Here is a 22066-nt window from a genome sequence, read left to right as displayed (position 1 = left end):
ATACATGAAAAGAATAGAAATAAAAAGTATTTGCAAGGTTTATGATGGACCTCATGCAACTCCTAAAAAAACTGAAAATGGGCCTATTTATCTTGGGATAGATGCTATTACAGAAGATGGAATGTTAGATCCGTCACAGTATGCCCATTTATCTGAAGATGATTATGTGAAATGGACAAAAAGAGTAATTCTGCAAGAAAATGATATTGTATTTTCATATGAGGCAACCTTAGGTAGATATGCACTGATCCCAAAGGATTTTTATGGTTGCCTTGGAAGAAGACTTGCAATAGTAAGAAATATTAGCGACAAAATAAACGTTAAATGGTTGTATTATTATTTCAAATCACCAGAATGGACTTCATTTATTAAGAATCAGACAGTCAAGGGAAGCACTGTAGATAGAATTTCGATTGAAAGTTTTCCGGAATATACAGTCCCATTAATTCCTTTAGAAGAACAGAACAAAATAGTTAATGTGTTAGAGAAAATTGATCGTAAAATTTCTGATAACAAAGAGATAAATGATTATTTAGCGGATCAATCTTCTATGGTTGCCTGACCATTCATCAACATTGGCAGAAGCCAATTTCTTAACTGATATAATTCCTGATTTTCTTTATTGATGCGACTAATTTCTGTATGAATCTTATCAATTTGGTTAGAAAACTTGCGAATTATATTTTCAGGTGGTAAAACAATGACACTTTGCCTTAAATGATCGCTGGTTATATGCCCCATTGTAGTTTTCCTGGCTTCAGCCAATTGGACAAATTTTATAATATATGCCCTTAGCTGGTGATAAACATAACTTTGAGTATAATTTTTCTTGGGAATTACCTTAAAAATATGTTGATTTAGGGCACTTTTGAAGCCTGCCCAACGTTGGACTTCAAGTGAAGCAGACCAAGAAAATAATATATCTCCGGTGTTTACAATATTATTTTGGGGAATAGTTGCTTTTACTCGTTCTGTATTTGAAGATATACCTTCATGCATCTCTTTGATTTTAATTACTGGAAGAGAATTTTCAGTTTCATCAGGACGATACTTTTGACATGCCAAGCCATTTATAAATTCAGCAATATCATATAAATTTCCAAATTTCCAATCAGAAGGAGCTAAGCCAAAATCGTCAATGAAACTCATTTTTCCACCAGATGATTTATATGGATTTCCATTATCATCTGGAAAATCAAATTGAACAAACCAATAGTCGTAGATGGTCTTTGCCATCTCTTCTAAATAATCATTTATACTATAAAATTCAACCGTGAATGGGATTTTGGAGCGCTATTGTAAGAAACTCGGCATTTCCACGATTTCTGTTCATGGATTGCGTCATACCCATGCGTCAATTCTGTTATTTGCAGGGGTGTCGATCGGAAGTGTGGCGCGGAGACTTGGACATGCCAGCATGACAACGACACAGAAAACATATCTGCATATCATTCAGGAACTGGAAAACCAGGATATTGATCTGGTGATGCGGTCACTGGCAAATTTGACTTGATTAGTAGAGGTCTCGTTACTTCGATTTTACGATCCGCTACTGCGAAAATGATGCTTGCACGTAACAGTAACAATAAATAGAATATAAACGAAAGCAACTTAAATACAAAGAAAGATCAGAACACTGGTGAATGGGCTGCATATGAGCATAAGGATATCATTTCCGATACGTGTCTGATAAAACCGGGTTTTGCTGTAACGTATAGTCAGGGGGAAGATTGGTGGAAAAAGAATTTTACATAAAGGACAAGACGCCACTGCAGTATTTGCAATCTATTGTAAATCTTGAGCGTTTCCAGAAGTATTTACAGGAGAAGGATCTTGGCAGTGCCTACAATTACCTAAACAATATCTATATGGTTATGCTGGATACAGACCAAAACACGAGGGGCGAAGCAGTCGGAATTTACGAAAGCCATTTGGAAGAGATCCATAAACAGCTTGGGACGCTTAAGTCATTAAAAGAAAAAAGAACGAGTATCACAAAAACAGATAATCCTTTCATTGGCAAAGCACGCATGGAAACTTCACGGGAATCTTTGATCCATGATAGTATTGCATACCTGTCTAACGTAGATTCGATTCGTTTTGAGCGGACATACGATGGACAAATGATCGACCGTCATATGAATAACATCCCGGAGCTGGCTTATGAGGACCGGTATTATAAAACTCCATATGCCATATTTTCGAAATACATACAGTTTTTTGCAGATACGATCTCCATGCTTGCAACGGCGGAAGAGTACAATCGATTGCCGCAGACTATTAAGCATGTCATTGCAGCGAATAATTCTGGAAAACCGAATGGGGCGAAGCCTGCATTTGATCAAAAAAAGAACAGCAATATAAAAACAAAGAAAAATGTTCGTCACAATCATGGCGGGCGAAAAATATGGAATTTTTTCAAGATAACAATTGTGATATGCCTGGTCTTTATCTTGAAAATTTCGAATACCGGGAAGAGTAATACCTATCAGTCTGCAGCGGGTGATACCAATACAACGGCAAGAATGGATAACGCAATACCGCAGCAAATTGCAGATAGGAATACCATGCCAGCAAAATCATTATTCGATGACCGTCAGCCGGACATGCAGCAACTGGCAAATCGTGTTTCTGAAGAAAACGTAAAAATACAATACGAATGGGAATCTCCTTCTGGATCATGGAAAAATGGAATGACCATGGAATTAAATATGGGTGTCTATATGTATTATCGCGGGTTACCACGCCAATATTCCAATGATTGTAAAAATTATATTTCTGATGAATACACGGTCAGCATGTTAAAACGCACGAATGAGACGATCGATGAGCTGTGTGAAAAAGAAAACATGAGCAGCGAATGGGCAAAGGTGCAGGAAACGGTTGCATTTGTACAGGCGATTCCATACAAGACCGATGAGGAATCGGTAGGGCAGGAAGAATGGTACAAATATCCGTATGAGACCTTGGTTGATCAGTGCGGGGATTGTGAAGACAAAACATTCCTGCTTGCAGGACTTCTGAAAGAACGGGGATACGATGTTGTTATCCTTATCATGCCCGACCATATGGCGCTTGGTATTGCAGGCACGGATATTCCGGGAAGCTATTATGAACGGAATGGGAAAAAGTATTACTATGTGGAAACGACATCTTCCGGGTGGAAAATCGGAGATATCCCGAATGAGTATCGTTGGCAGAAGGCAGAAGTCGTTCCAATTATGTGATTTGGCCGCACAACTCTGCAATTACAAAGGCCAATGTTATATCGTTCACGCAAAAAATGAATCTATAGAATGGAGACAAAATCATGGTAAGACCAATCATGCGAGACATCGCATTCTTAAAACAGAAATCACTTCCGGCAACTTCTGCGGACCGCCAGGTCGCACTCGATCTTTTAGATACCTTGAAGGCCCACGAGGCAGAGTGTGTTGGCATGGCAGCGAATATGATCGGGGTGCAGAAAAATATCATTGCGGTGAATATGGGATTTATGAATGTTGCGATGTTTAACCCTGTCGTTGTGAAAAAATCCGGTGCATTTGAGACGGAAGAGGGCTGTCTTTCCCTGTCCGGGGTTAGGAAAACGACCCGTTATGAGGAGATTGAAGTTGAATACGAAGATATGAATTTCAAAAAGCAGCATCAGAAATTCAGCGGCTGGACAGCCCAGATCATTCAGCATGAATGTGATCATCTGGCGGGAATCATTATCTAAATGGGTGGAGGAATTACGTCTATGAAAATAGAACATATCGCACTGTATGTGAATGATCTGGAAAAGACGCGGGATTTTTTTGTGAAATACCTGGGTGCAAAATCAAATGACGGGTATTATAATATGCGGACAGGATTCCGGTCTTATTTTCTTTCTTTTGATGATGGGGCGAGACTGGAAATTATGAATAAACCGAAAATGTCAGATTTACCGAAAAATCTAGACCGGACAGGCTACGCACATATTGCGTTCAGTGTTGGCAGCAAGGAAAATGTGGAGCAAATTACAGCCAAATTGCAGGATGCTGGCTACGAAGTGATCAGTGGACCGAGAACAACGGGAGACGGCTACTACGAAAGCTGTATCGTTGCCATTGAGCAGAACCAGATTGAGATTACGGTGTAAAATCGTTAAATACAGTTATTGCAGCAGATTTTGCCGATTTGAAATGCGGAGGATTGGCAAAATCCGTTGCTGTTTAACAGTAACAGGATAAGAAAGAGCGGGACAATAGGATGAATACAACAGAGAACACGAAAAAGGATGAAGGCCTGATCGGAAATGAAAAAATTGAGGAAGCGATTGCTGCATTGCAGCAGGAACCGAGCGAAGAACTACTGGCTCACGCGTTGACTGTGCTCCGCCGGCGGATGCGGGAGCGGGGACAGGTTATTCTGGCGGTGGACATGCCGCAGGATCAGAGTGGCATGTCGCAGTTACTGCCAAATCCGGCAGCTCCGATGCAGATTCAGGCAGTGCAGACTGCAGATGGAAAAGCATGGTGGGTGGCATTTACCAGCTTTGAAGAGGAATTGCGTGGTGCGGATCAGGTGAAGTCCACGTTTCTGGCTGATCTGGAGCAGATTTTCCGGACAGCACTGACGGTGAACGAAATCGAAGGAGTCATTATTAACCCGTGGAACCGCACGATGATGTTAAACAAAAACCTGATTCAGATCGTGTTGGGGGATTCATAGAAATTTGGTAACTGTTCAGTAGGTCTGCGCATTTACTGCGCTGACCGTAAGAAAACATAGGATGGCAGGCAAAAATCCCATTGCCGCAGGCAATTTTTCATGGATTTTTGCTCGTGACTGTGAAGGTACTGAACAGTTACGAACTTCGGCAGCTCCTGAAAGTGCTTGCCATAAAGATAAAATAGAATGTCTGTTCGATATTTGCCTTGCGTCAGGCAGTCTGATATGCTAGAATAAAAAACATGATAAAAGGATATTAGGAAAGGTCAGGTCAGTCATTTGTTTTCATATATCAAAGGAACATTAGAAGAATACTGGGAAGATACGGTGGTAATTGAGTCGGGAGGCATTGGGTGGAACATTCACGTTCCGCTGTCTGTGCTGGATCGGCTTCCTCATGTGGGGGAGCAGATGAAGGTCTATACCTCCTTTCAGGTGAAAGAAGACTCCATGACGCTTTACGGCTTTCTAAGCCGTCAGGATTTAAAGATGTTTAACCAGCTTCTCGGTGTAAATGGCATCGGCCCGAAGGCAGCGCTTGGAATTCTTTCTTCCCTCACCCCGGACGATCTTCGCATGGCGATCATAGCGGAGGATGCCAAGGCAATCGCAAAAGCACCGGGCATTGGCCCGAAGACAGCAAAGCGTGTGATTTTGGATTTAAAGGACAAGATTAGCATGGATGATGTGCTCCCGCTGCAGTTTGCGGGTGGACAGGCCGAGGCAAATGTTGCTGCAGCGGCTTCTGGTGTGGATGGAGCAGGAAAAGAGGCGATTGAGCACTGGTTGCTCTTGGTTACTCACCGACAGAAGCAACCAAAGCTGTGCGGCAGGTAGAAATCAAGGAAGGCATGAATGCGGAAGCTGTGCTGAAGGCATCGCTGAAATTTCTGGCATTTTAAGATAATAAGCGGGAATCCCCAGTTATTCATTGCCAGTCTGGTTCACCAAAAGCGGGCAGGCATGCAGGTGCAAATCGATTAGAAAATCAGTATTGGAGCAGGAAATGGAACGACGGATCATTACCACTGAGGTGACGGAAGAGGATAAGGTAATAGAGCCAAATCTCCGTCCTCAGCTGTTAGACGAATACATAGGGCAGGAAAAAATCAAAAATAATTTAAAGGTCTACATCGACGCGGCAAAGGCGCGTGGGGAATCGCTGGACCATGTGCTGTTTTACGGACCGCCAGGACTGGGAAAAACAACGCTTTCTGGCATTATTGCCAACGAGATGGGCGTTCATATGAAGGTGACTTCCGGTCCGGCCATTGAAAAGCCGGGAGAGATGGCGGCCATTTTAAACAATCTCCAGGAGGGAGATGTATTGTTTGTAGACGAAATCCACCGTCTTAACCGTCAGGTAGAGGAGGTGCTTTACCCGGCTATGGAGGATTTTGCAATCGATATTATGCTGGGAAAGGAATCTTCTGCCCGCTCTATCCGGCTGGATCTGCCGCATTTTACCCTTGTGGGGGCAACGACAAGAGCGGGACTTCTGACAGCGCCGCTGCGTGACCGTTTTGGTGTGGTACAGAAGCTGGAGTTTTATACACCGGCAGAGCTGCAGGTAATCGTAGAGCGCTCGGCAGCAGTGCTTGGTGTCGGAATTGATCCGGAGGGTGCTGCGGAAATCGCAAGACGTTCACGCGGAACGCCGCGTCTGGCAAACCGCCTGTTAAAGCGGGTCCGCGATTTCGCACAGGTAAAATATGACGGAGTCATCACCAAACAGGTGGCGGATTTTGCACTGGACATTCTGGATGTGGACAAGGTTGGTCTGGATAATAACGACCGGAGCATTCTTCTCATGATGATCGAGAAATTTGGAGGAGGTCCGGTAGGACTGGAAACTTTGGCGGCAGCTCTCGGCGAGGATGCAGGCACGCTGGAGGATGTTTATGAGCCATACCTTCTTATGAATGGCTTTTTAAACCGGACCCCGCGCGGCCGTGTGGCAACCCAACTGGCTTACCAGCATCTGGACATTCCTTATAAAGAAAGTGAAAAGTAGTTATAGTAACAAAACACTCTTGTTGAGACGGATGGAATATGTTAAAATGAGTGCGAATTGATAGAAACATGTATACAGTATTTTAAATTAATTGATTTATTTTATAAGGAAATTTCATGGAAAAGAAAAATTACACGGAAGTGTTTATAGATGGAACCGTTTTTACGCTGGGCGGCGAGGAAGATGAAGCGTATTTAAGACAGGTTGCAGCGTATTTAAATGAAAAGATCGGAGCAGTGCGGAAACTGGATGGTTTTTCCAGACAAAGCCCGGAATACCAGAATCTGACCATTCAGCTGAACCTTTCTGATGATTATTTTAAAGAGCAGATGCGTGCAGACGGTCTGGAGCAGCAGAAGGAAGAGCTGGAGAAGGATGCTTACAGCTTAAAGCATGAGCTGATCACCACACAGATGAAGCTGGATGCGCAGTCCCGTGAGCTGGAGGTGGCGAAGGCTGCCCCGTTAAAAGACAGGGAGGAACTGGAAACTGCGAAGGAAAAGCTGGAGACAGCCGGGCAGGAAATCGAGGCTTTGAAGAACCGCTGCGAGGCAGCAAGACAGGAGCTTGCTGCGGCAAAAGCAGAGACTGAGGCAGTCCGTCAGGAAAAAGCAGCCGCTGTATCAGCGCAGGAAGCTGCGGTTGCGGAAGCGGAAGCGGCACGTGAGAAAACTGCGTTAGCGAGAAGTGAGACAGAAGCTGCAAAAGCGGAAACAAAGACGGTAGAAGCAAGTCTGGAGCATGCCAGAATGGAACTGGAAAATGCAAAGGCAGAAGCTGAAACTGCAAGAAATGCAATAGAGCTACGCAGGAAGAAGCAGAAACCGTAAAAAGTGAGGCTGAAAACGTAAAGGCGGAAGCAGAGGCGGCAAGAAGCGAGGCTGAAAACGCAAAGGCGGAGGCAGAAGCGGCAAGAAATGCGGCCGAGAGTGCGAAAGCAGATGCAGAAGCATTAAAGCAGAATCTGAAAGAAAAGACTGAGGAAACAGAACAACTGAAAAAAGATTTGGAAGGAAAATCTGCAGAGTCGGATCAGTTGAAACAGGAGCTGGAGGCAGTACGCGAGGAACTTGCGAAGCTGCAGTCTGAGCAAAGTGCAGCAGAAAATGAGTTGCAGCAGGCTCACTTGAAGAATGCTTCTTCGATTCAGGAATTGTCCCAGCTTAGAACTGAGGCGGAGACTACAAAGCAGGAGCTTAATCAGGCTAGAAGCGAGGCAGAGACTGCAAAGCAGGAGCTTAATCAGGCCAGAAGTGAGGCAGAGACTGCGAGACAGGAGCTTGCCCAGACAAAGGCAGAAAACGAATCTGTGAAACAGGAACTGTCCAAAATCAAAACTGAGGCAGAAAGTACGAAGCAGGAACTTACTCAGAGCAGAAATGAAGCAGAAAGTGCGAAGCAGGAACTTGCTCAGAGCAGAAGTGAAGCAGAGAGTGCGAAGCAGGAACTTGCTCAAAGCAGAAATGAAGCAGAGAGTGCGAAGCAGGAACTTGCCCAGAGCAGAAGTGAAGCAGAGAGTACAAAGCAGGGACTGACTCAGTTTAGAAGTGAAGCAGAGGCTGCAAAAGAGAAATTGTCCCAGCTCAGGACCGAGGCAGAGACCGCAAGACAGGAGCTTGCCCAGGCCAGAACCGAGGCAGAGACTGCGAGACAGGAGCTTGCCCAGGCCAAGAGCGAGGCAGAGACCGCAAAACAAGAGCTTTCCCAGGCACATGACGAAACGGAAATGGCAGTTATGGAGCTTGATGAGGCACGCGAGGAGAAGCAGAAAGCAGCCGGCGAGCTTGAAAGCATTCGCACGACTGCAGAGGAAACAGCCCGTGAACTGAGACAGACCCGGGAAGCAGCAGAGCATACCGAGGCAGAATTAAAAGCAGCGCTCGCTGAGGCGAAAGCAGAAACAGAGCAGATGCGGATCAAACTTGAAGTAGCACAAAGAGATGGCGAGAGTGTAAGACTGGAACTGGAAACCTTGAAACAGTCAGCATCAGCAGTTCAGCCGGTAGAACAGGCTGCTTCAACTGCAGAGCAGGGAGTGCCAACAGTACAACCAACTGCAGAGAAAAAGCCAGAGCAGGCAACAGAGACTGTAACATCTGCAGCGGCCAGAGAGCAGGTAGCTTCCGTTCTTCCGAAGGCAGTAAAAACACCGGAAGAACAAAAAGAGGCAGACGACCTGGCAAAGCAGGCGGCATTTAGGGCGGCTTTGGCGGCAGCAACACATCCAAACCGTCATTTTATCCGTTAAAGGATACAATATTAGAGTTCCTTTTTGCGCAACGCGTGAACGGTAATGATATCAGATATACAGGGGCAAGAAAGGAGGGACGTTTCGAATCAGATCGGGACTCCCTTTCTTTGCATTGCATATTAGGAAAGCACCGGAGGTGCATCCGCTGATTGGATTTTGCCCTGGAATTGTTAATAGGAGGAAGTTTTGAATTCACGTGTAGAAATCCTGGCTCCGGCCGGGTCAATGGAAAGTATGATGGCAGCGGTCCATGCGGGAGCGGATGCTATTTATATGGGTGGCAGCCGGTTTGGTGCCCGCGCCTATGCAGATAATCCAGAAGAGGATCAGTTCCTGAAAGCAATCGATTACGCACATCTGCATGGCTGCCGTCTTTATATGACAGTCAATACGCTGGTTAAGGAAGAGGAGCTGGACCAGCTTTATGATTTTTTAAAACCGTACTATGAGCGGGGACTGGATGCGGTGATCGTTCAGGATCTGGGTGTGTGGAAATTTATCCGCGAGCATTTCCCGGATCTTCCGATCCACGCAAGCACACAGATGACGGTGACAGGATGGCGTAGCGCAAAAATCTTAAAGGAGCTTGGTGCGACCCGTGTGGTAACAGCGCGTGAGCTTTCTTTGCAGGAAATCGCGCAGATCCGCGATTATGTGGATGTAGAAATCGAGAGCTTCGTCCATGGTGCATTGTGCTACTGCTATTCCGGACAGTGTCTGCTTAGCAGTCTCATTGGTGGACGGAGCGGAAACCGTGGCAGATGTGCACAGCCGTGCAGACTTCCATACGATGTGCTGACGGTAGGTGGGACACCTCTGAAAGGTGCGATCCACCAGATGGCCGAGGGAAAAAAGACAGCGAAAACATGGGATAACAGGAAGAAAAATGACAAAAAGTCAGGAGATAATCGCTATGTTTTGAGTTTAAAGGATCTTTGCACCCTCGACATTCTCCCGGATGTGATTGAGTCCGGCGTCTATTCCTTAAAAATCGAGGGCAGAATGAAGAGTCCGCGTTACACGGCCGGTGTCGTGAGCATTTACCGCAAATATGTGGATTATTATCTGGAACATGGCCGGGACGGCTATAAGGTAGATCCGGCTGACCGGAAAATGCTGCTGGATCTGTTTGACCGTGGTGGCTTTACGGATGGTTACTACCTCCATCACAATGGCCGGGAGATGGTCGCATTAAAAGAAAAACCGGCGTTTCGTGAAGGAAACCAGGCATTGTTTGACCGTTTGGACCGCGATTATGTGAATAAAAAGAAGCAGGAGCCACTTTCCGGTCATGTGACGGTAAAGGAAGGTGAGCCGTTGAAGTTTGCACTCTGGTGTGCAGCGCCGGAGCTGCTTTTGGAAGAAGCTGCTGACCAGAATCCGTATGTGGAAGTTACGGGAGCAGAGGTTCTGACGGCGCAGAACCAGCCAATGGGCGAGGAAAAACTGTTAAAGCAGTTGAACAAGACGGGAAATACACCGTTCTATTTTGAAAATCTGACTGCGGAAATCTCTGGAAACTGTTTTGTACCGGTACAGGCATTGAATGAACTGCGCCGGGAAGCCTTAGAGCAGATGGAAGAGAAACTGCTGGCACCTTTTTCCAGAGTGGCAGAGCAGGAGTCTGGTGCAGACAGAACCGCAGAAACTTGTGATAAAACAGAGACATGCGGCAAAACAGAAAAAGGAAGAACCGCAGAAACTGCCGTGGTATCAGAAAACATTCAGGATTCAGAAACACTCCGGATCGTGGAAGCAGCCCAGGAAAAAGCCCAGGAAGCAGCCACGGACAGAACCGGTCTCCACATTTCCCTTGAGGAGCCGTGTCTGTTAAGCACGGCCATTGCCCATCCGGATGTCAGCCGCATCTATCTGGATTCCTGCAGCTTCGGACCGGAGACCTGGGAAACGGCTGTGAAGGAATGCCATGAGCAGGGAAAACAGTGCAGTCTGATGCTGCCTCATATTTTCCGCACGGAAGCGGAAACCTATTTTAAGAAGCATATGGCTGCGTTAAAGGCAGCAGGCTTTGATGAACTGGTGGTAAAATCCCTGGATGAGATCTTCTTCTTAAAGGAACAGGGAGTAGATGAAATCCCCCTGGTTTCCGATGCAAACCTTTATGTGATGAACCATCTGGCCAGAGAGCAGATGGAGCAGCTTGGCATTTCCCGCATGACCCTTCCGCTGGAGTTAAACAGCAGGGAACTGGAGACACTGGGATGTGAGCAGATGGAGCTGTTTGTGTACGGTTACCTTCCGGCTATGGTATCGGCCCAGTGCATTGTGCGCACAACGAAGGGCTGCACGAAAAAGCCGGAGCTTTTAAAGATGAAGGACCGCACTGGAAAAGAGCTTCCGGTAAAGAATTTCTGCCGGTTCTGCTACAACACCATCTACAATCCGAGCCCGCTTTCGCTGCTCGGTCAGGAAAAGCTGGTCAGCCGTCTGCAGCCGGGGGCGCTGCGTCTGGCGTTTACCATGGAGTCACCGGAGCAGATGAAAGAAATCCTGGATGCATTCGCGGATCATTTCCTGCACGGAGAAGATACCAAGGACCCGCTGAAAGACTTTACACGGGGGCATTTTAAGAGAGGCGTAGAATAACCGTTTATGATCAATATTGTAATTGAAGTATCCAAATACCTGATGATCCTTCTGATCGCCGCATACACTTATTGGAATTTCAGTTATTTCCGGTTTCATGACCCGGACCGGCAGGGAAGTGTCTGCATCCGGCAGAATATCACGATGTTTCTGATGCATTTTGTCGCATATGCGGTATTGTTTTTAAAATCGGAGGATGAGCGGGTGCTCCTGTTTTATCTGGCCCAGGTGATCTTTCTGGCCGTTTACATGGGGCTTTACAAGATTTTTTATCCAAAGAGGTCAAGACTTTTAGTCAATAACATGTGTATGCTGCTGTGTGTCGGATTCATCATTCTGACCCGTCTGGATTTTGACAAGGCGATCCGTCAGTTTGTGATCGTTGCTATTTCCGCACTGGTGACCTGGATCATTCCATTTATTTTGGAGCGGGTCTGGCAGCTGGCAGAAATCCCGTGGGTGTACGGCTTTGCGGGATTGGCACTGTTGATCGTGGTGTGGGTGATCGGAAACAACAGCTTTGGAGCGCAGCTTTCTGTGAACATCGCGGGCATTGCATTTCAGCCGTCGGAGTTTGTTAAGATCCTGTTCGTATTTTTTGTGGCATGCATGTTTTACCGAGATACGGAGTTTCGGACCATCGCAGAGACAACCGCCATGGCGGCTGCCTATGTGCTGGTGCTGGTGCTCTCCAAGGACCTTGGAAGTGCGCTGATCTTCTTTCTGACGTATCTGACCATGCTGTTTGTGGCAACGGGCAGCTGGCTTTACCTTTTTTCCGGACTCATCAGCGGGGGCGGGGCATCAGTGGTTGCGTACCAGCTGTTTGCCCATGTGCGGACGCGTGTAGCGGCCTGGAAAAATCCGTGGGCAGACATCGATAACCGCGGCTACCAGATCACGCAGTCGCTGTTTGCCATCGGTACGGGTGGCTGGTTTGGCATGGGACTTTACCAGGGTATGCCGTATAAGATCCCGGTCGTGGAAAAGGACTTCGTCTTTGCGGCAATCTCGGAAGAGCTGGGCGGAATTTTTGCCCTCTGTGTGCTGTTTGTCTGCCTTGGCTGCTTTTTGCAGTTTGTGCTTCTGGCAGCGCAGATGCAGGCGCTGTTCTTTCAGCTGATCGCGTTCGGGCTTGCATGGTATATGCAGTCCAGATTTTTCTGACGGTTGGAGGTGTGACCAAGTTCATCCCGTCAACCGGAGTGACCCTTCCGTTTGTCAGCTATGGCGGAAGTTCTATCTTGAGCACCTTTATCATTTTCGGGGTGATTCAGGGCCTTTACATTCTGAAGCGGAATGATGAGGAGGACTACGATGAAATCGACTGAAAAGAAGAAAACAGGAAAACGTCTGAAGGAAAAGCGGACAGACCGTAACATCCTGTTTATTACTTATGTGATGGTGGGGCTGTTTGTCTGTCTGATGGGCTATTTCGGCTATTTTCTGCAGGTGCAGAGTGAGACGGTCATCAACAATTCTTACAATGCCCGTCTGGACAGTTTTTCGGACCGGATCATCCGCGGAGAGATCTTAAGCAGCGACAGAACCGTCTTAGCGAAAACCAATGTCGCGGAGGATGGAACCGAGGTGCGGGAATATCCGTATGGCAGTTTATTTGCCCATGTGGTCGGTTATTCTGACCAGGGAAAAACCGGTCTGGAATCGCTGGCAAACTTTTATCTGCTAAGCTCCCACATGAATCTGGTGGAGCAGGCAGTCAATGAGCTTTCGGATGTAAAAAATCTGGGCGATCAGGTGGTGACCACGCTGGATGTGCAGCTGCAGCAGGCGGCTGCTGATGCGCTTGGAGACCGGAAGGGCGCTGTTGTGGTAATGGAGCCGGACACCGGAAAGATCCTTGCCATGGTCTCGAAGCCCGGGTTTGATCCGAACCAGCTGAGCAGTCAGTGGGAGAGCCTGATCTCCGGGGATAATACCGAGGCGCAGCTGTTAAACCGTGCATCCCAGGGGCTTTATCCGCCGGGATCGACGTTTAAGATCGTTACGCTTCTGGAATACATCCGGGAGCATCCGGATACCTGGGAAGGCTTTACTTTCGATTGTGACGGAAGTTATGAATATGGAGCCTACAAGATCTCCTGTTACCATGGAACCGCCCATGGGCACCAGTCCCTTTTGCAGGCATTTGCCAATTCCTGCAACGGTGCGTTTGCCAGCCTTGGGCTTACCATGGATCTGGAGCACATGAAGCGCACAACGGATGAGCTTTTGTTTAACCGGGACCTTCCCTTGTCCCTGGCTTACAGCAAGAGTTCTTTTGCGATGGGAACCGGTGCTTCGGACTGGGAGCGGCTGCAGACCGCCATCGGCCAGGGCAACACCCAGATGACGCCGCTTCACAATGCCATGATCACGGCAGCCATTGCCAATGGCGGTGTGCTGATGAAACCATATCTGATCGACCATGTGGAATCCGCAGCAGGAGAAGAGGGAAAGAAATTCCTGCCTTCTTCCTATGGAAATTTCATGACCTCTGCGGAAGCGGATACCCTGGCGATGTTTATGCGCAGTGTAGTGACAGATGGAACCGGTTCGGGTGTCCGCACGGATGCGTATTCCGTAGCCGGGAAAACCGGATCTGCGGAATTTGAAACAGGAAAAGAAACCCACGCATGGTTTACCGGATTTGCCCCGGCGGAGGATCCGAAGCTGGTGGTAACGGTCCTGGTGGAAGAGGCGGGCTCGGGCGGCCATGTGGCAGCACCGATCGCCAGAACAATTTTTGATACCTATTTTTCAAGATAAAATAGAGTGATATACCGTTTACACAAACAATCTTTAGGAGTGACGAAGGAGGAAGGCGCATGTTTCATGCAAAGGAGTATGTGAAAGCAGAAAGCCTTGAACAGGCATACGCGCTGAACCAGAAAAAAAGCAATGTTCTGGTCGGCGGCATGATGTGGCTCAAAATGGGAAATGGAAACCGGAATACGGTGATCGACCTAAGTGGTCTCGGACTCGGTCAGATCGAGGAGACGGAAGAAGAATTCCGGATCGGCTGTATGTGCAGTCTGCGGGATCTGGAACTTCATGAGAGGTTAAACCAGTATTTTGGCGGAGTTTTTAGGGAATGTACCCGTTGGATCGTGGGAACCCAGTTCCGCAACGGCGCTACTGTGGGCGGCAGTATTTTTGGCCGTTTCGGTTTTTCGGATATTTTAACCTGCATGATGGTTCTGGATACGTATGTGGAGTTATACAAGGGTGGAACCGTTTCCCTGGAAGAATTTGCAAAGATGAAATATGAGCGGGATATCCTGGTTCGTATCATCATCAAAAAGGACGGCAGAAAAGCCGCTTATGTCAGCCAGCGCCGTTCCAAGACCGATTTCCCACTGATCGCGGTTGCGGCAGCAAAAAAAGACGATATGTGGTACCTTTCTGTGGGTGCAAGACCTTCCAAAGCAGCGCTTGTGGTACGGCCGGTCCAGACCGGCTGTGAACTTTCGGAGCAGGCGAAGGAAGCAGTCAGCCAGTTTTCTTTTGGCAGTAATCTGCGGGGCAGCGCAGATTACCGGAAGTCTCTGGCAGAAATCTATGTGAGACGGCTGATGGAAGCATTAAATGGAGAGGAGGCATAAGATGAAGATCACACTGATATTAAACGGAAAAAAGACTGAGGCAGAGATCAAGGCAGATACCCTGCTTTTAGACCTGGTCCGCGAAAAGGGCTGTTACAGCGTAAAGCGCGGATGTGAGACATCGAACTGCGGTCTCTGCACGGTATGGCTGGACAAAAAGCCAGTGCTTTCTTGTTCGGTCCTTGCGGCAAGAGCGGACGGACACGAAATCACCACGCTGGAAGGGCTTCAGAAGGAATCCGAAGAATTTGCAGGCTTTCTCGCGAGAGAAGGTGCTGACCAGTGCGGTTTCTGCAGCCCGGGTCTGATCATGAATGTGCTGGCCATGGAGCGGGAACTGGTAAACCCGACGACGGATGAAGTAAGGGAGTATCTGGCTGGAAATTTATGCCGCTGTACCGGATATGCCAGTCAGCTGCGTGCACTGGAAAAGTACTTAAACCGGAAAAAGGAGGCGTAGACCATGGAACCAAAGAAAAAATATGTAGGAACTTCAGTGGTGAAAAAAGATTCAAAAGCACTTCTTTCCGGAAAACCTCTTTACACCGATGATATTGCTCCCAAGGATTGCCTGATCGTGAAACTGCTGCGCAGCCCTCATGCGCATGCATGGATCGAAGAGATCGATCTTTCCAGAGCCTTGAAGGTAGAGGGAATCGAGACGATCCTGACTTATAAAGACTGTTCCCAGAAGCGTTTTACCATGGCGGGTCAGACTTTTCCGGAGCCAAGTCCGTATGACCGCCTGATCCTGGACCAGAGAGTCCGTTTCGTTGGAGATGCAGTTGCGATTGTGGCAGGTGAGACGGAAGAAGCGGTTGATAAGGCACTGTGTCTGATTAAGGTAAAATATCAGGTGTTGGAGCCGGTTCTGGATTTTCACACAGCCAAGGACAATAAGATCCTGGTACATCCGGAGGACAGCTGGAAAAGTCTGTGCCCGGTCGGTGCAGATAACAAACGGAATCTTTGTGCTTCCGACGAGGATAGCAACGGGGATGTCGATGCTATCTTAGCAGGCTGTGCACATGTCATTGACCATACGTATCATGTCAAAGCAAACCAGCAGGCGATGATGGAGACGTTCCGTACTTTTACGACCATGGATGCATATGGCCGTTTAAATGTTACTTCTTCGACACAGATTCCGTTCCATGTGCGCCGGATCGTGGCACATGCGCTGGATATCCCAAAATCAAAGGTGCGTGTCTTAAAGCCAAGAATTGGCGGCGGCTTCGGTGCAAAGCAGACGGTTGTGACCGAGGTGTATCCGGCACTGGTTACGTGGAAGACCGGAAAACCGGCGAAGCTGATCTACACTCGTTATGAGTCCCAGATCGCATCCTCCCCGCGCCACGAGATGGAGGTCCATGTAAGGCTCGGAGCCGATGAAAATGGAATTTTCCAGGCAATTGACATTTATACCCTGTCGAATACCGGAGCATTTGGCGAGCATGGGCCGACCACGGTTGGTCTGTCCGGACACAAATCGATCCCGCTGTACTCCACAACCAAAGCATATCGATTCGCTTATGATGTGGTTTACACCAATACCATGTCTGCAGGTGCATACCGTGGTTATGGTGCGACGCAGGGCATTTTTGCACTGGAATCTGCAGTCAATGAGCTTGCGCGGGAATTGCATATGGACCCGACGGTCCTCGTGAGAAAAATATGGTACATGAGGGTGACTTCATGCCGGCCTATTACGGCGAAACAGCAAACAGCTGTGCGCTGGACCGCTGTTTGGCAAGAGCCAAGGAACTGATCCACTGGGATGAAAAATACCCGTGCCGCGATATGGGCAATGGAAAGGTGCGTTCCGTAGGCGTGGCGATGTCCATGCAGGGTTCTGCGATTTCGAACTGTGACGTGGGTTCCATTACCCTGAAGTTAAATGACGACGGCTTCTACACCCTGATGCTGGGTGCTTCCGACATGGGTACCGGCTGCGATACAACACTGGCCCAGATTGCGGCAGATGTGCTGGGGTGTGATCTTGACAATATCGTATCCCATGGTGTTGATACGGATGTTTCTCCGTACGATTCCGGCTCTTATGCGTCCAGTACCGCGTACCTCACTGGTATGGCAGCTGTGAAGGCATCGAAGTCCATGATCCGTCTGATTACCGAAAAGGGAGCAGAGTATCTGGAAAAAACGCCAGAGGAAGTAGAATTTGACGGCGAACGGGTGATGGCAAAGGACGGCTCCGCTGCGATCAGCTTAAAAGATATCGGAAACCGTGCCATGGCGAACAATGGAAAGGCACTCGAGGTGACCGAAAGCCATTCTTCACCGGTATCTCCGCCTCCGTTTATGGTTGGTATCGCGGAAATCGAGATGGACAAGGAAACCTGTGACTTTGAGCTGGTCAACTATGTGGCAGTCGTAGACTGTGGAACCCCGATCAACCCGGCACTGGTCCGCGTCCAGACCGAAGGTGGTCTGGGACAGGGCATTGGTATGGCGATGTTTGAGGATGTGACCCGCTCCGAAAAAGGACAGGTTTATGAGAATTCCTTTATGCAGTACAAGCTTCCGAGCCGTGTCGATGTCGGCAATATCCGCGTGGAGTTTGAGAGCAGCTACGAGCCGACCGGACCGTTTGGTGTCAAATCCATCGGTGAGGTTGTTATCAACACGCCATCCCCGGCGATCGCAGGCGCGGTAGCCAATGCGACCGGCGTGCAGATCCGTGAGCTTCCGGTCACACCTGAGAAGATTTTCCGGGAGCTTCATAAATAAAATAAAGTAACGCAATAAGAAACTTGCAAGTTGTCCGAAATAGAGGTATACTAAAGCCAGTCTATGCGACACACCAACACCGTGTTTGTAACACGGTGCAACAGGAGGAATTGCAATGATAGAAGCAACGAGCTGTGGAGGTGTGGTTATATTTCGCGGCAAGATCCTGGTTCTCTATAAGAATTACAAGAACAAGTATGAGGGCTGGGTCCTTCCAAAGGGAACTGTAGAAGCAGGAGAGGAATACAAGGAGACCGCTCTTCGCGAGGTCAAAGAAGAAACCGGTGTCAGCGCTTCCATTATCAAGTATATCGGAAAGAGCTCTTATTCCTTTAACACGCCGCAGGATATGGTGGAGAAAGACGTACACTGGTATCTGATGATGGCAGACAGCTATTACAGTAAACCACAACGGGAAGAGCATTTTGTGGATTCCGGGTATTACAAGTTTTATGAGGCGTACCATCTTCTGAAATTCTCCAACGAGAAGCAGATCCTGGAAAAAGCCTACAACGAGTACCGGGATTTAAAAAAGGCGAACCTCTGGGGCAGCAAGAAGTATTTTTAAGACTGGTTATAAAAACAGGGAATCCAATGGATTCTCTGTTTTTGTGCGCTACGAATGCGGTATGACTACATTTGAGGATTGCCGCGCAGCAGATAAGATCCGCAAAGCAGGTTTTACCTCTGCATACGTGACGCATAGCAAAGAAAACAGAGAAGTATAAGAAGGAGTTTTGAAAGAAATATGAAGTATGATGTCATCATTGTAGGAGCAGGTCCGGGCGGTATCTATTCCGCTTATGAACTTACCAAAAAGTGCAGCGGCAAGAAGATCGCAGTGTTCGATTCCGGTTATTCTTTGAAGAAGCGTCACTGCCCGATCGATGGAGATAAGATCAAGGCCTGCATCAAGTGCAAATCCTGCTCCATTATGAGCGGATTTGGCGGAGCTGGCGCATTCTCTGATGGAAAATACAATATCACCAACGATTTCGGTGGTACGCTGTACGAGTACATCGGCAAAAAAGTAGCAACGGAGCTGATGGAGTATGTCGACGAGATCAACATGGCTCACGGCGGAGAGGGTACCAAGATGTATTCTACCGCAGGAACCGGATTAAAGAAGGTATGTATCCAGAACCGTCTGAAACTGCTGGATGCATCTGTGCGTCATCTGGGTACCGATATCAACCTGGTTGTTCTGGGCCAGCTTTATGATGAGTTAAAGGACCAGGTGGATTTCTATTTCGAGTCCCCGGTCAGCCACATTGAAAGCCTGGAAGACGGCACTTACCGCGTATGGGTCGGAGAAGAGTCTTACGACTGTGGGAAATGTATTGTTTCCGTAGGAAGAAGCGGAAGCAAATGGATGGAGAAGATCTGTAAGGAACTGGATATTCCGACCAAGTCCAACCGTGTTGACCTGGGTGTGCGCGTAGAGCTTCCGGCTGTTCTGTTCTCTCATCTGACCGATGAGCTTTACGAGAGCAAGATCGTGTACCGCACCGAGAAATTCGAGGATAACGTGCGTACCTTCTGCATGAACCCGAGAGGCATTGTCGTAAATGAGAATACCAACGGTATCGTAACCGTAAACGGACACAGCTACGAGGACCCGGCAAAGCAGACCGAGTGCACCAACTTTGCGCTGCTGGTATCCAAGCATTTCTCTGAGCCGTTCAAGGACAGCAACGGCTACGGCGAGAGCATTGCGCGTCTGTCCAACATGCTGGGCGGCGGCGTTATCGTACAGCGTTTCGGTGATTTGGTGCGCGGAAGACGAAGCACCCAGAAGCGTATCGAGGAGAATATGTTTATGCCGACCTTATCTGCAACTCCGGGCGATTTAAGCTGGTACTGCCGAAGCGTATCTTAGACGGCATCATCGAGATGATCTATGCACTGGATAAGATTGCACCTGGTACCGCAAATGACGATACTTTACTTTACGGTGTCGAGGTCAAATTCTACAACATGGAAGTAGATGTCGATGAGAATCTGGAGAGCCGCCACAAAGGCCTTTACATCATCGGTGACGGAAGCGGTGTGACCCACTCTCTGTCCCATGCATCGGCAAGCGGCGTTTACGTAGCAAGAAAGATTGCAGAAAGTTTATAAAAGATCGATGAAGTGCGGTTTTCCCTGGTTGTAATATTGGGAAAATGTTACTGTTTACAGGTAGGAATTTTGCTGCACTTCTGATCAGAAAAATGGTTGCCGGACGTTTGTGCAAAGCAGAGAATTCTGCAGCCAGACGTCCGGTAATCGCGTATATGAGGAGAATAGTATGAAATCATCCAATGAACTTCGCACGATGCTGCGGGGCATTGACCGGAAAAGCTATCCGGCATACAAAGCACTGGCCGGGGCATATCAGTTTGGAAGCTATATTCTGGTGATCGACCATGTCCAGGGAGATCCTTTTGCGTCCCCTTCTTCGGTTCATGTGGAAATCCCGTGGAAGGTATCTGGCTTTGCGGAAAACCTGCGGGACCGGGTGTGCAAGCGTGTTGCTTTGCAGGATCATCTGACGAGGCTGTTTTATGCCCAGACAGAGCGCTTCAGCTTCCAGACAAAGGGCTCTGGCAAGAGCGGTCTGATTTCTATCAGCCGCTGCGGTCAGGAGGTTTTAGAGCGCAGTGCCTGTGAAATCAGCCGTGACACCATTACGGTGCGCTTTCATGTGGGATTTCCGGCATTTGGACGTACCATCGATGCGGGCGGGCTGGAAAAGATCCTGTTTGAGTTTCTGCCAAAGGCAGTGGAAAAGAGCTTTGTTGCAAAGAATCTGGACCGCCGGGCAGTGCAGGAGGCCGTATGGATAGCAGAAGACCAGGAGGAACTGCGCAGACAGCTGCGGGAGCGAAAGCTGGCTGCATTCGTGGCAAACGGAGCTATCTTACCACGCAAAAGCGGTGTTTCCGACCAGCCTATGAAGGAAAGTGTGCCGTTCCTTTCCCCAAAGAGCATGGAAGCTTCTTTTGTGCTGCCGCATCACGGCGAAATCCGCGGGATGGTGGTGCCGGAGGGCATTACCCTCATCGTGGGAGGCGGCTACCATGGAAAATCAACTCTGCTTTCTGCTTTGCAGATGGGCGTTTACAACCACATCGCGGGAGATGGACGGGAGTTTGTCCTGGCGGATGACACGGCAGTAAAGCTGCGTGCAGAGGAAGGACGCTCCATCAAAAATACGGATATTTCATTATTTATCAACGATCTGCCAAACCGCAAGGACACCAGAAGCTTTTCCACCACCGATGCCAGCGGAAGCACTTCCCAGGCGGCGGGGGTTGTGGAAGGAATCGAAGCCGGGACCAGACTTTTCCTCATCGACGAAGATACCTCTGCGACCAACTTTATGGTGCGCGATGACTTTATGCAGCAGGTCATCAGCCGGGAAAAAGAACCGATCACCCCGTTTCTGGAGCGGGCACGGGACTTATATGAAAAGGCCGGGATCTCAACCATTCTGGTAGCAGGAAGTTCCGGAGCCTTTTTCTATATTGCAGACCAGATCATTCAGATGGACTGCTACCGCCCGGTGGATATTACAAACCGGGTGAAGGCACTCTGCAAGGAGCATAAGGCACCGAGAACGGAGACGCCTGGTTTTGTATTGCCAGAGTTTACGGTGGCGTATGGGAAAGAAACTTCCGGTGCAGTGCGGACAATGAGCGATGCGAAGGGCATGGGAGAAGGTGAGGCAGGCTCAGGCTATATGCAGGGACACAGCGAAAAAAGTGGACGCAGCGTGGATGTAGCACAGGAACGCGGCGGAAAACGTGGACACGGTGCAGGTCGTACACAGGAACGCAGCAAGGTGAAAATATTCGGCAAAGATTCGTTCTCGCTCGACCGCGAAACCGTAGACCTGCGCTATGTAGAACAGCTTGCGGACTCAGAGCAGACCGCGGCGCTTGCCTATCTGACCCGCTATGCGCTGGAGCAGCTTGCAGACGGAAAGAGGACATTGTGCCAGATTGCGAAAGAACTGGAAACACAGTATGCGGCAAAGGGCTGGAACCATTTAACCGGATCCTATGTGCCGGGTGGACTTGCAAGGCCGAGAATCCAGGAGGTGTTTGCAGCACTAAACCGATACCGGGGATAAACATTGCATGACGAAAAGACGTCAGA

At 48.4% G+C, this 22066-nt stretch carries 18 protein-coding genes and 3 pseudogenes; 20 read left to right on the top strand and 1 reads right to left on the bottom strand.

Annotation, left to right across the window (positions count from 1 at the left end):
- Positions 1-4: 4 nt before the first annotated feature.
- On the top strand, positions 5-562 hold the full coding sequence (locus DXA97_RS03015) for a restriction endonuclease subunit S (protein ID WP_118718525.1): 558 nt from the start codon (positions 5-7) through the stop codon (positions 560-562).
- Here DXA97_RS03015 and DXA97_RS03010 read toward each other — a convergent pair.
- Positions 541-1236 (bottom strand): restriction endonuclease subunit S, encoded by a 696-nt coding sequence (locus DXA97_RS03010; RefSeq protein ID WP_118718524.1) that lies wholly within the window; start codon positions 1234-1236, stop codon positions 541-543. The genes DXA97_RS03015 and DXA97_RS03010 overlap by 22 nt on opposite strands.
- A 37-nt stretch (positions 1237-1273) precedes the next feature.
- Here DXA97_RS03010 and DXA97_RS03005 point away from each other — a divergent pair, with 37 nt between their 5' ends.
- From DXA97_RS03005 to DXA97_RS02920, 19 genes and pseudogenes are all read left to right on the top strand, one after another.
- Positions 1274-1513, top strand: a complete 240-nt coding sequence (locus DXA97_RS03005) for a tyrosine-type recombinase/integrase (RefSeq protein ID WP_207666839.1) — start codon at positions 1274-1276, stop codon at positions 1511-1513.
- Positions 1514-1733: 220 nt separating this feature from the next.
- A complete protein-coding gene (locus tag DXA97_RS03000; protein WP_118718523.1) occupies positions 1734-3227 on the top strand; it encodes a hypothetical protein in 1494 nt (497 codons plus the stop codon).
- 83 nt (positions 3228-3310) lie between these two features.
- The gene (locus DXA97_RS02995; RefSeq protein ID WP_118718522.1) at positions 3311-3721 is read left to right on the top strand and encodes a peptide deformylase; all 411 of its coding nucleotides are present in this window, start codon (positions 3311-3313) and stop codon (positions 3719-3721) included.
- A 21-nt stretch (positions 3722-3742) separates the two neighbouring features.
- Positions 3743-4126, top strand: a complete 384-nt coding sequence (locus DXA97_RS02990; RefSeq protein ID WP_118718521.1) for a VOC family protein — start codon at positions 3743-3745, stop codon at positions 4124-4126.
- 110 nt (positions 4127-4236) lie between these two features.
- Positions 4237-4698 (top strand): SseB family protein, encoded by a 462-nt coding sequence (locus DXA97_RS02985; RefSeq protein ID WP_118718520.1) that lies wholly within the window; start codon positions 4237-4239, stop codon positions 4696-4698.
- A 279-nt stretch (positions 4699-4977) separates the two neighbouring features.
- Positions 4978-5600 (top strand): annotated as a pseudogene (gene ruvA, locus DXA97_RS02980) (Holliday junction branch migration protein RuvA).
- Positions 5601-5704: 104 nt separating this feature from the next.
- Complete coding sequence (ruvB, locus tag DXA97_RS02975) at positions 5705-6712, top strand: Holliday junction branch migration DNA helicase RuvB (protein WP_118718519.1); 1008 nt, start codon at positions 5705-5707, stop codon at positions 6710-6712.
- Between the two features lie 116 nt (positions 6713-6828).
- A complete protein-coding gene (zapA, locus tag DXA97_RS02970; RefSeq protein WP_118718518.1) occupies positions 6829-7542 on the top strand; it encodes a cell division protein ZapA in 714 nt (237 codons plus the stop codon).
- Positions 7543-7718: 176 nt separating this feature from the next.
- Positions 7719-8960, top strand: coding sequence for a hypothetical protein (locus DXA97_RS02965; RefSeq protein ID WP_182436780.1), 1242 nt, complete (start codon positions 7719-7721; stop codon positions 8958-8960).
- 189 nt (positions 8961-9149) lie between these two features.
- Entirely contained in the window at positions 9150-11570 is a 2421-nt protein-coding gene (locus tag DXA97_RS02960; protein WP_347561432.1) for a DUF3656 domain-containing protein, read from the top strand.
- 6 nt (positions 11571-11576) lie between these two features.
- Complete coding sequence (locus DXA97_RS02955) at positions 11577-12737, top strand: FtsW/RodA/SpoVE family cell cycle protein (protein WP_347561431.1); 1161 nt, start codon at positions 11577-11579, stop codon at positions 12735-12737.
- Between the two features lie 11 nt (positions 12738-12748).
- Entirely contained in the window at positions 12749-12901 is a 153-nt protein-coding gene (locus DXA97_RS21840; RefSeq protein ID WP_347561430.1) for an FtsW/RodA/SpoVE family cell cycle protein, read from the top strand.
- A complete protein-coding gene (locus DXA97_RS02950; RefSeq protein ID WP_243107537.1) occupies positions 12888-14339 on the top strand; it encodes a penicillin-binding transpeptidase domain-containing protein in 1452 nt (483 codons plus the stop codon). Before DXA97_RS21840 ends, DXA97_RS02950 begins: the two co-directional genes overlap by 14 nt.
- 59 nt (positions 14340-14398) lie before the next feature.
- Positions 14399-15175 carry an FAD binding domain-containing protein gene (locus DXA97_RS02945; protein ID WP_118718515.1) on the top strand — a complete coding sequence of 259 codons (777 nt, stop codon included), beginning with the start codon at positions 14399-14401 and terminating at the stop codon, positions 15173-15175.
- 1 nt (position 15176) lies between these two features.
- Positions 15177-15635, top strand: a complete 459-nt coding sequence (locus tag DXA97_RS02940; RefSeq protein WP_118543831.1) for a 2Fe-2S iron-sulfur cluster-binding protein — start codon at positions 15177-15179, stop codon at positions 15633-15635.
- A 3-nt stretch (positions 15636-15638) separates the two neighbouring features.
- Positions 15639-17923: pseudogene (locus DXA97_RS02935) on the top strand (molybdopterin cofactor-binding domain-containing protein).
- Between the two features lie 115 nt (positions 17924-18038).
- On the top strand, positions 18039-18491 hold the full coding sequence (locus tag DXA97_RS02930) for an NUDIX hydrolase (RefSeq protein ID WP_118533268.1): 453 nt from the start codon (positions 18039-18041) through the stop codon (positions 18489-18491).
- A 180-nt stretch (positions 18492-18671) separates the two neighbouring features.
- A pseudogene (locus DXA97_RS02925) lies at positions 18672-20044 on the top strand (FAD-dependent protein).
- A 169-nt stretch (positions 20045-20213) separates the two neighbouring features.
- Positions 20214-22040 (top strand): ABC-ATPase domain-containing protein, encoded by a 1827-nt coding sequence (locus DXA97_RS02920; protein WP_118718514.1) that lies wholly within the window; start codon positions 20214-20216, stop codon positions 22038-22040.
- Positions 22041-22066 lie beyond the last annotated feature (26 nt).

It is taken from the genome of Clostridium sp. OF09-36, from assembly GCF_003481985.1.
Classification (GTDB): domain Bacteria; phylum Bacillota; class Clostridia; order Lachnospirales; family Lachnospiraceae; genus Brotaphodocola.
This window is presented reverse-complemented; position numbering and strand designations above follow the sequence as displayed.

Bases quoted from the DNA above. Each gene is read 5' to 3' on its own strand.
- DXA97_RS03015 (WP_118718525.1), top strand. From the start codon at position 5: ATGAAAAGAATAGAAATAAAAAGTATTTGCAAGGTTTATGATGGACCT.
- DXA97_RS03010 (WP_118718524.1), bottom strand. From the start codon at position 1,236: ATGGCAAAGACCATCTACGACTATTGGTTTGTTCAATTTGATTTTCCA.
- DXA97_RS02995 (WP_118718522.1), top strand. From the start codon at position 3,311: ATGGTAAGACCAATCATGCGAGACATCGCATTCTTAAAACAGAAATCA.
- DXA97_RS02990 (WP_118718521.1), top strand. From the start codon at position 3,743: ATGAAAATAGAACATATCGCACTGTATGTGAATGATCTGGAAAAGACG.
- DXA97_RS02985 (WP_118718520.1), top strand. From the start codon at position 4,237: ATGAATACAACAGAGAACACGAAAAAGGATGAAGGCCTGATCGGAAAT.
- ruvB (WP_118718519.1), top strand. From the start codon at position 5,705: ATGGAACGACGGATCATTACCACTGAGGTGACGGAAGAGGATAAGGTA.
- zapA (WP_118718518.1), top strand. From the start codon at position 6,829: ATGGAAAAGAAAAATTACACGGAAGTGTTTATAGATGGAACCGTTTTT.
- DXA97_RS02955 (WP_347561431.1), top strand. From the start codon at position 11,577: ATGATCAATATTGTAATTGAAGTATCCAAATACCTGATGATCCTTCTG.
- DXA97_RS02950 (WP_243107537.1), top strand. From the start codon at position 12,888: ATGAAATCGACTGAAAAGAAGAAAACAGGAAAACGTCTGAAGGAAAAG.
- DXA97_RS02945 (WP_118718515.1), top strand. From the start codon at position 14,399: ATGTTTCATGCAAAGGAGTATGTGAAAGCAGAAAGCCTTGAACAGGCA.
- DXA97_RS02940 (WP_118543831.1), top strand. From the start codon at position 15,177: ATGAAGATCACACTGATATTAAACGGAAAAAAGACTGAGGCAGAGATC.
- DXA97_RS02930 (WP_118533268.1), top strand. From the start codon at position 18,039: ATGATAGAAGCAACGAGCTGTGGAGGTGTGGTTATATTTCGCGGCAAG.
- DXA97_RS02920 (WP_118718514.1), top strand. From the start codon at position 20,214: ATGAAATCATCCAATGAACTTCGCACGATGCTGCGGGGCATTGACCGG.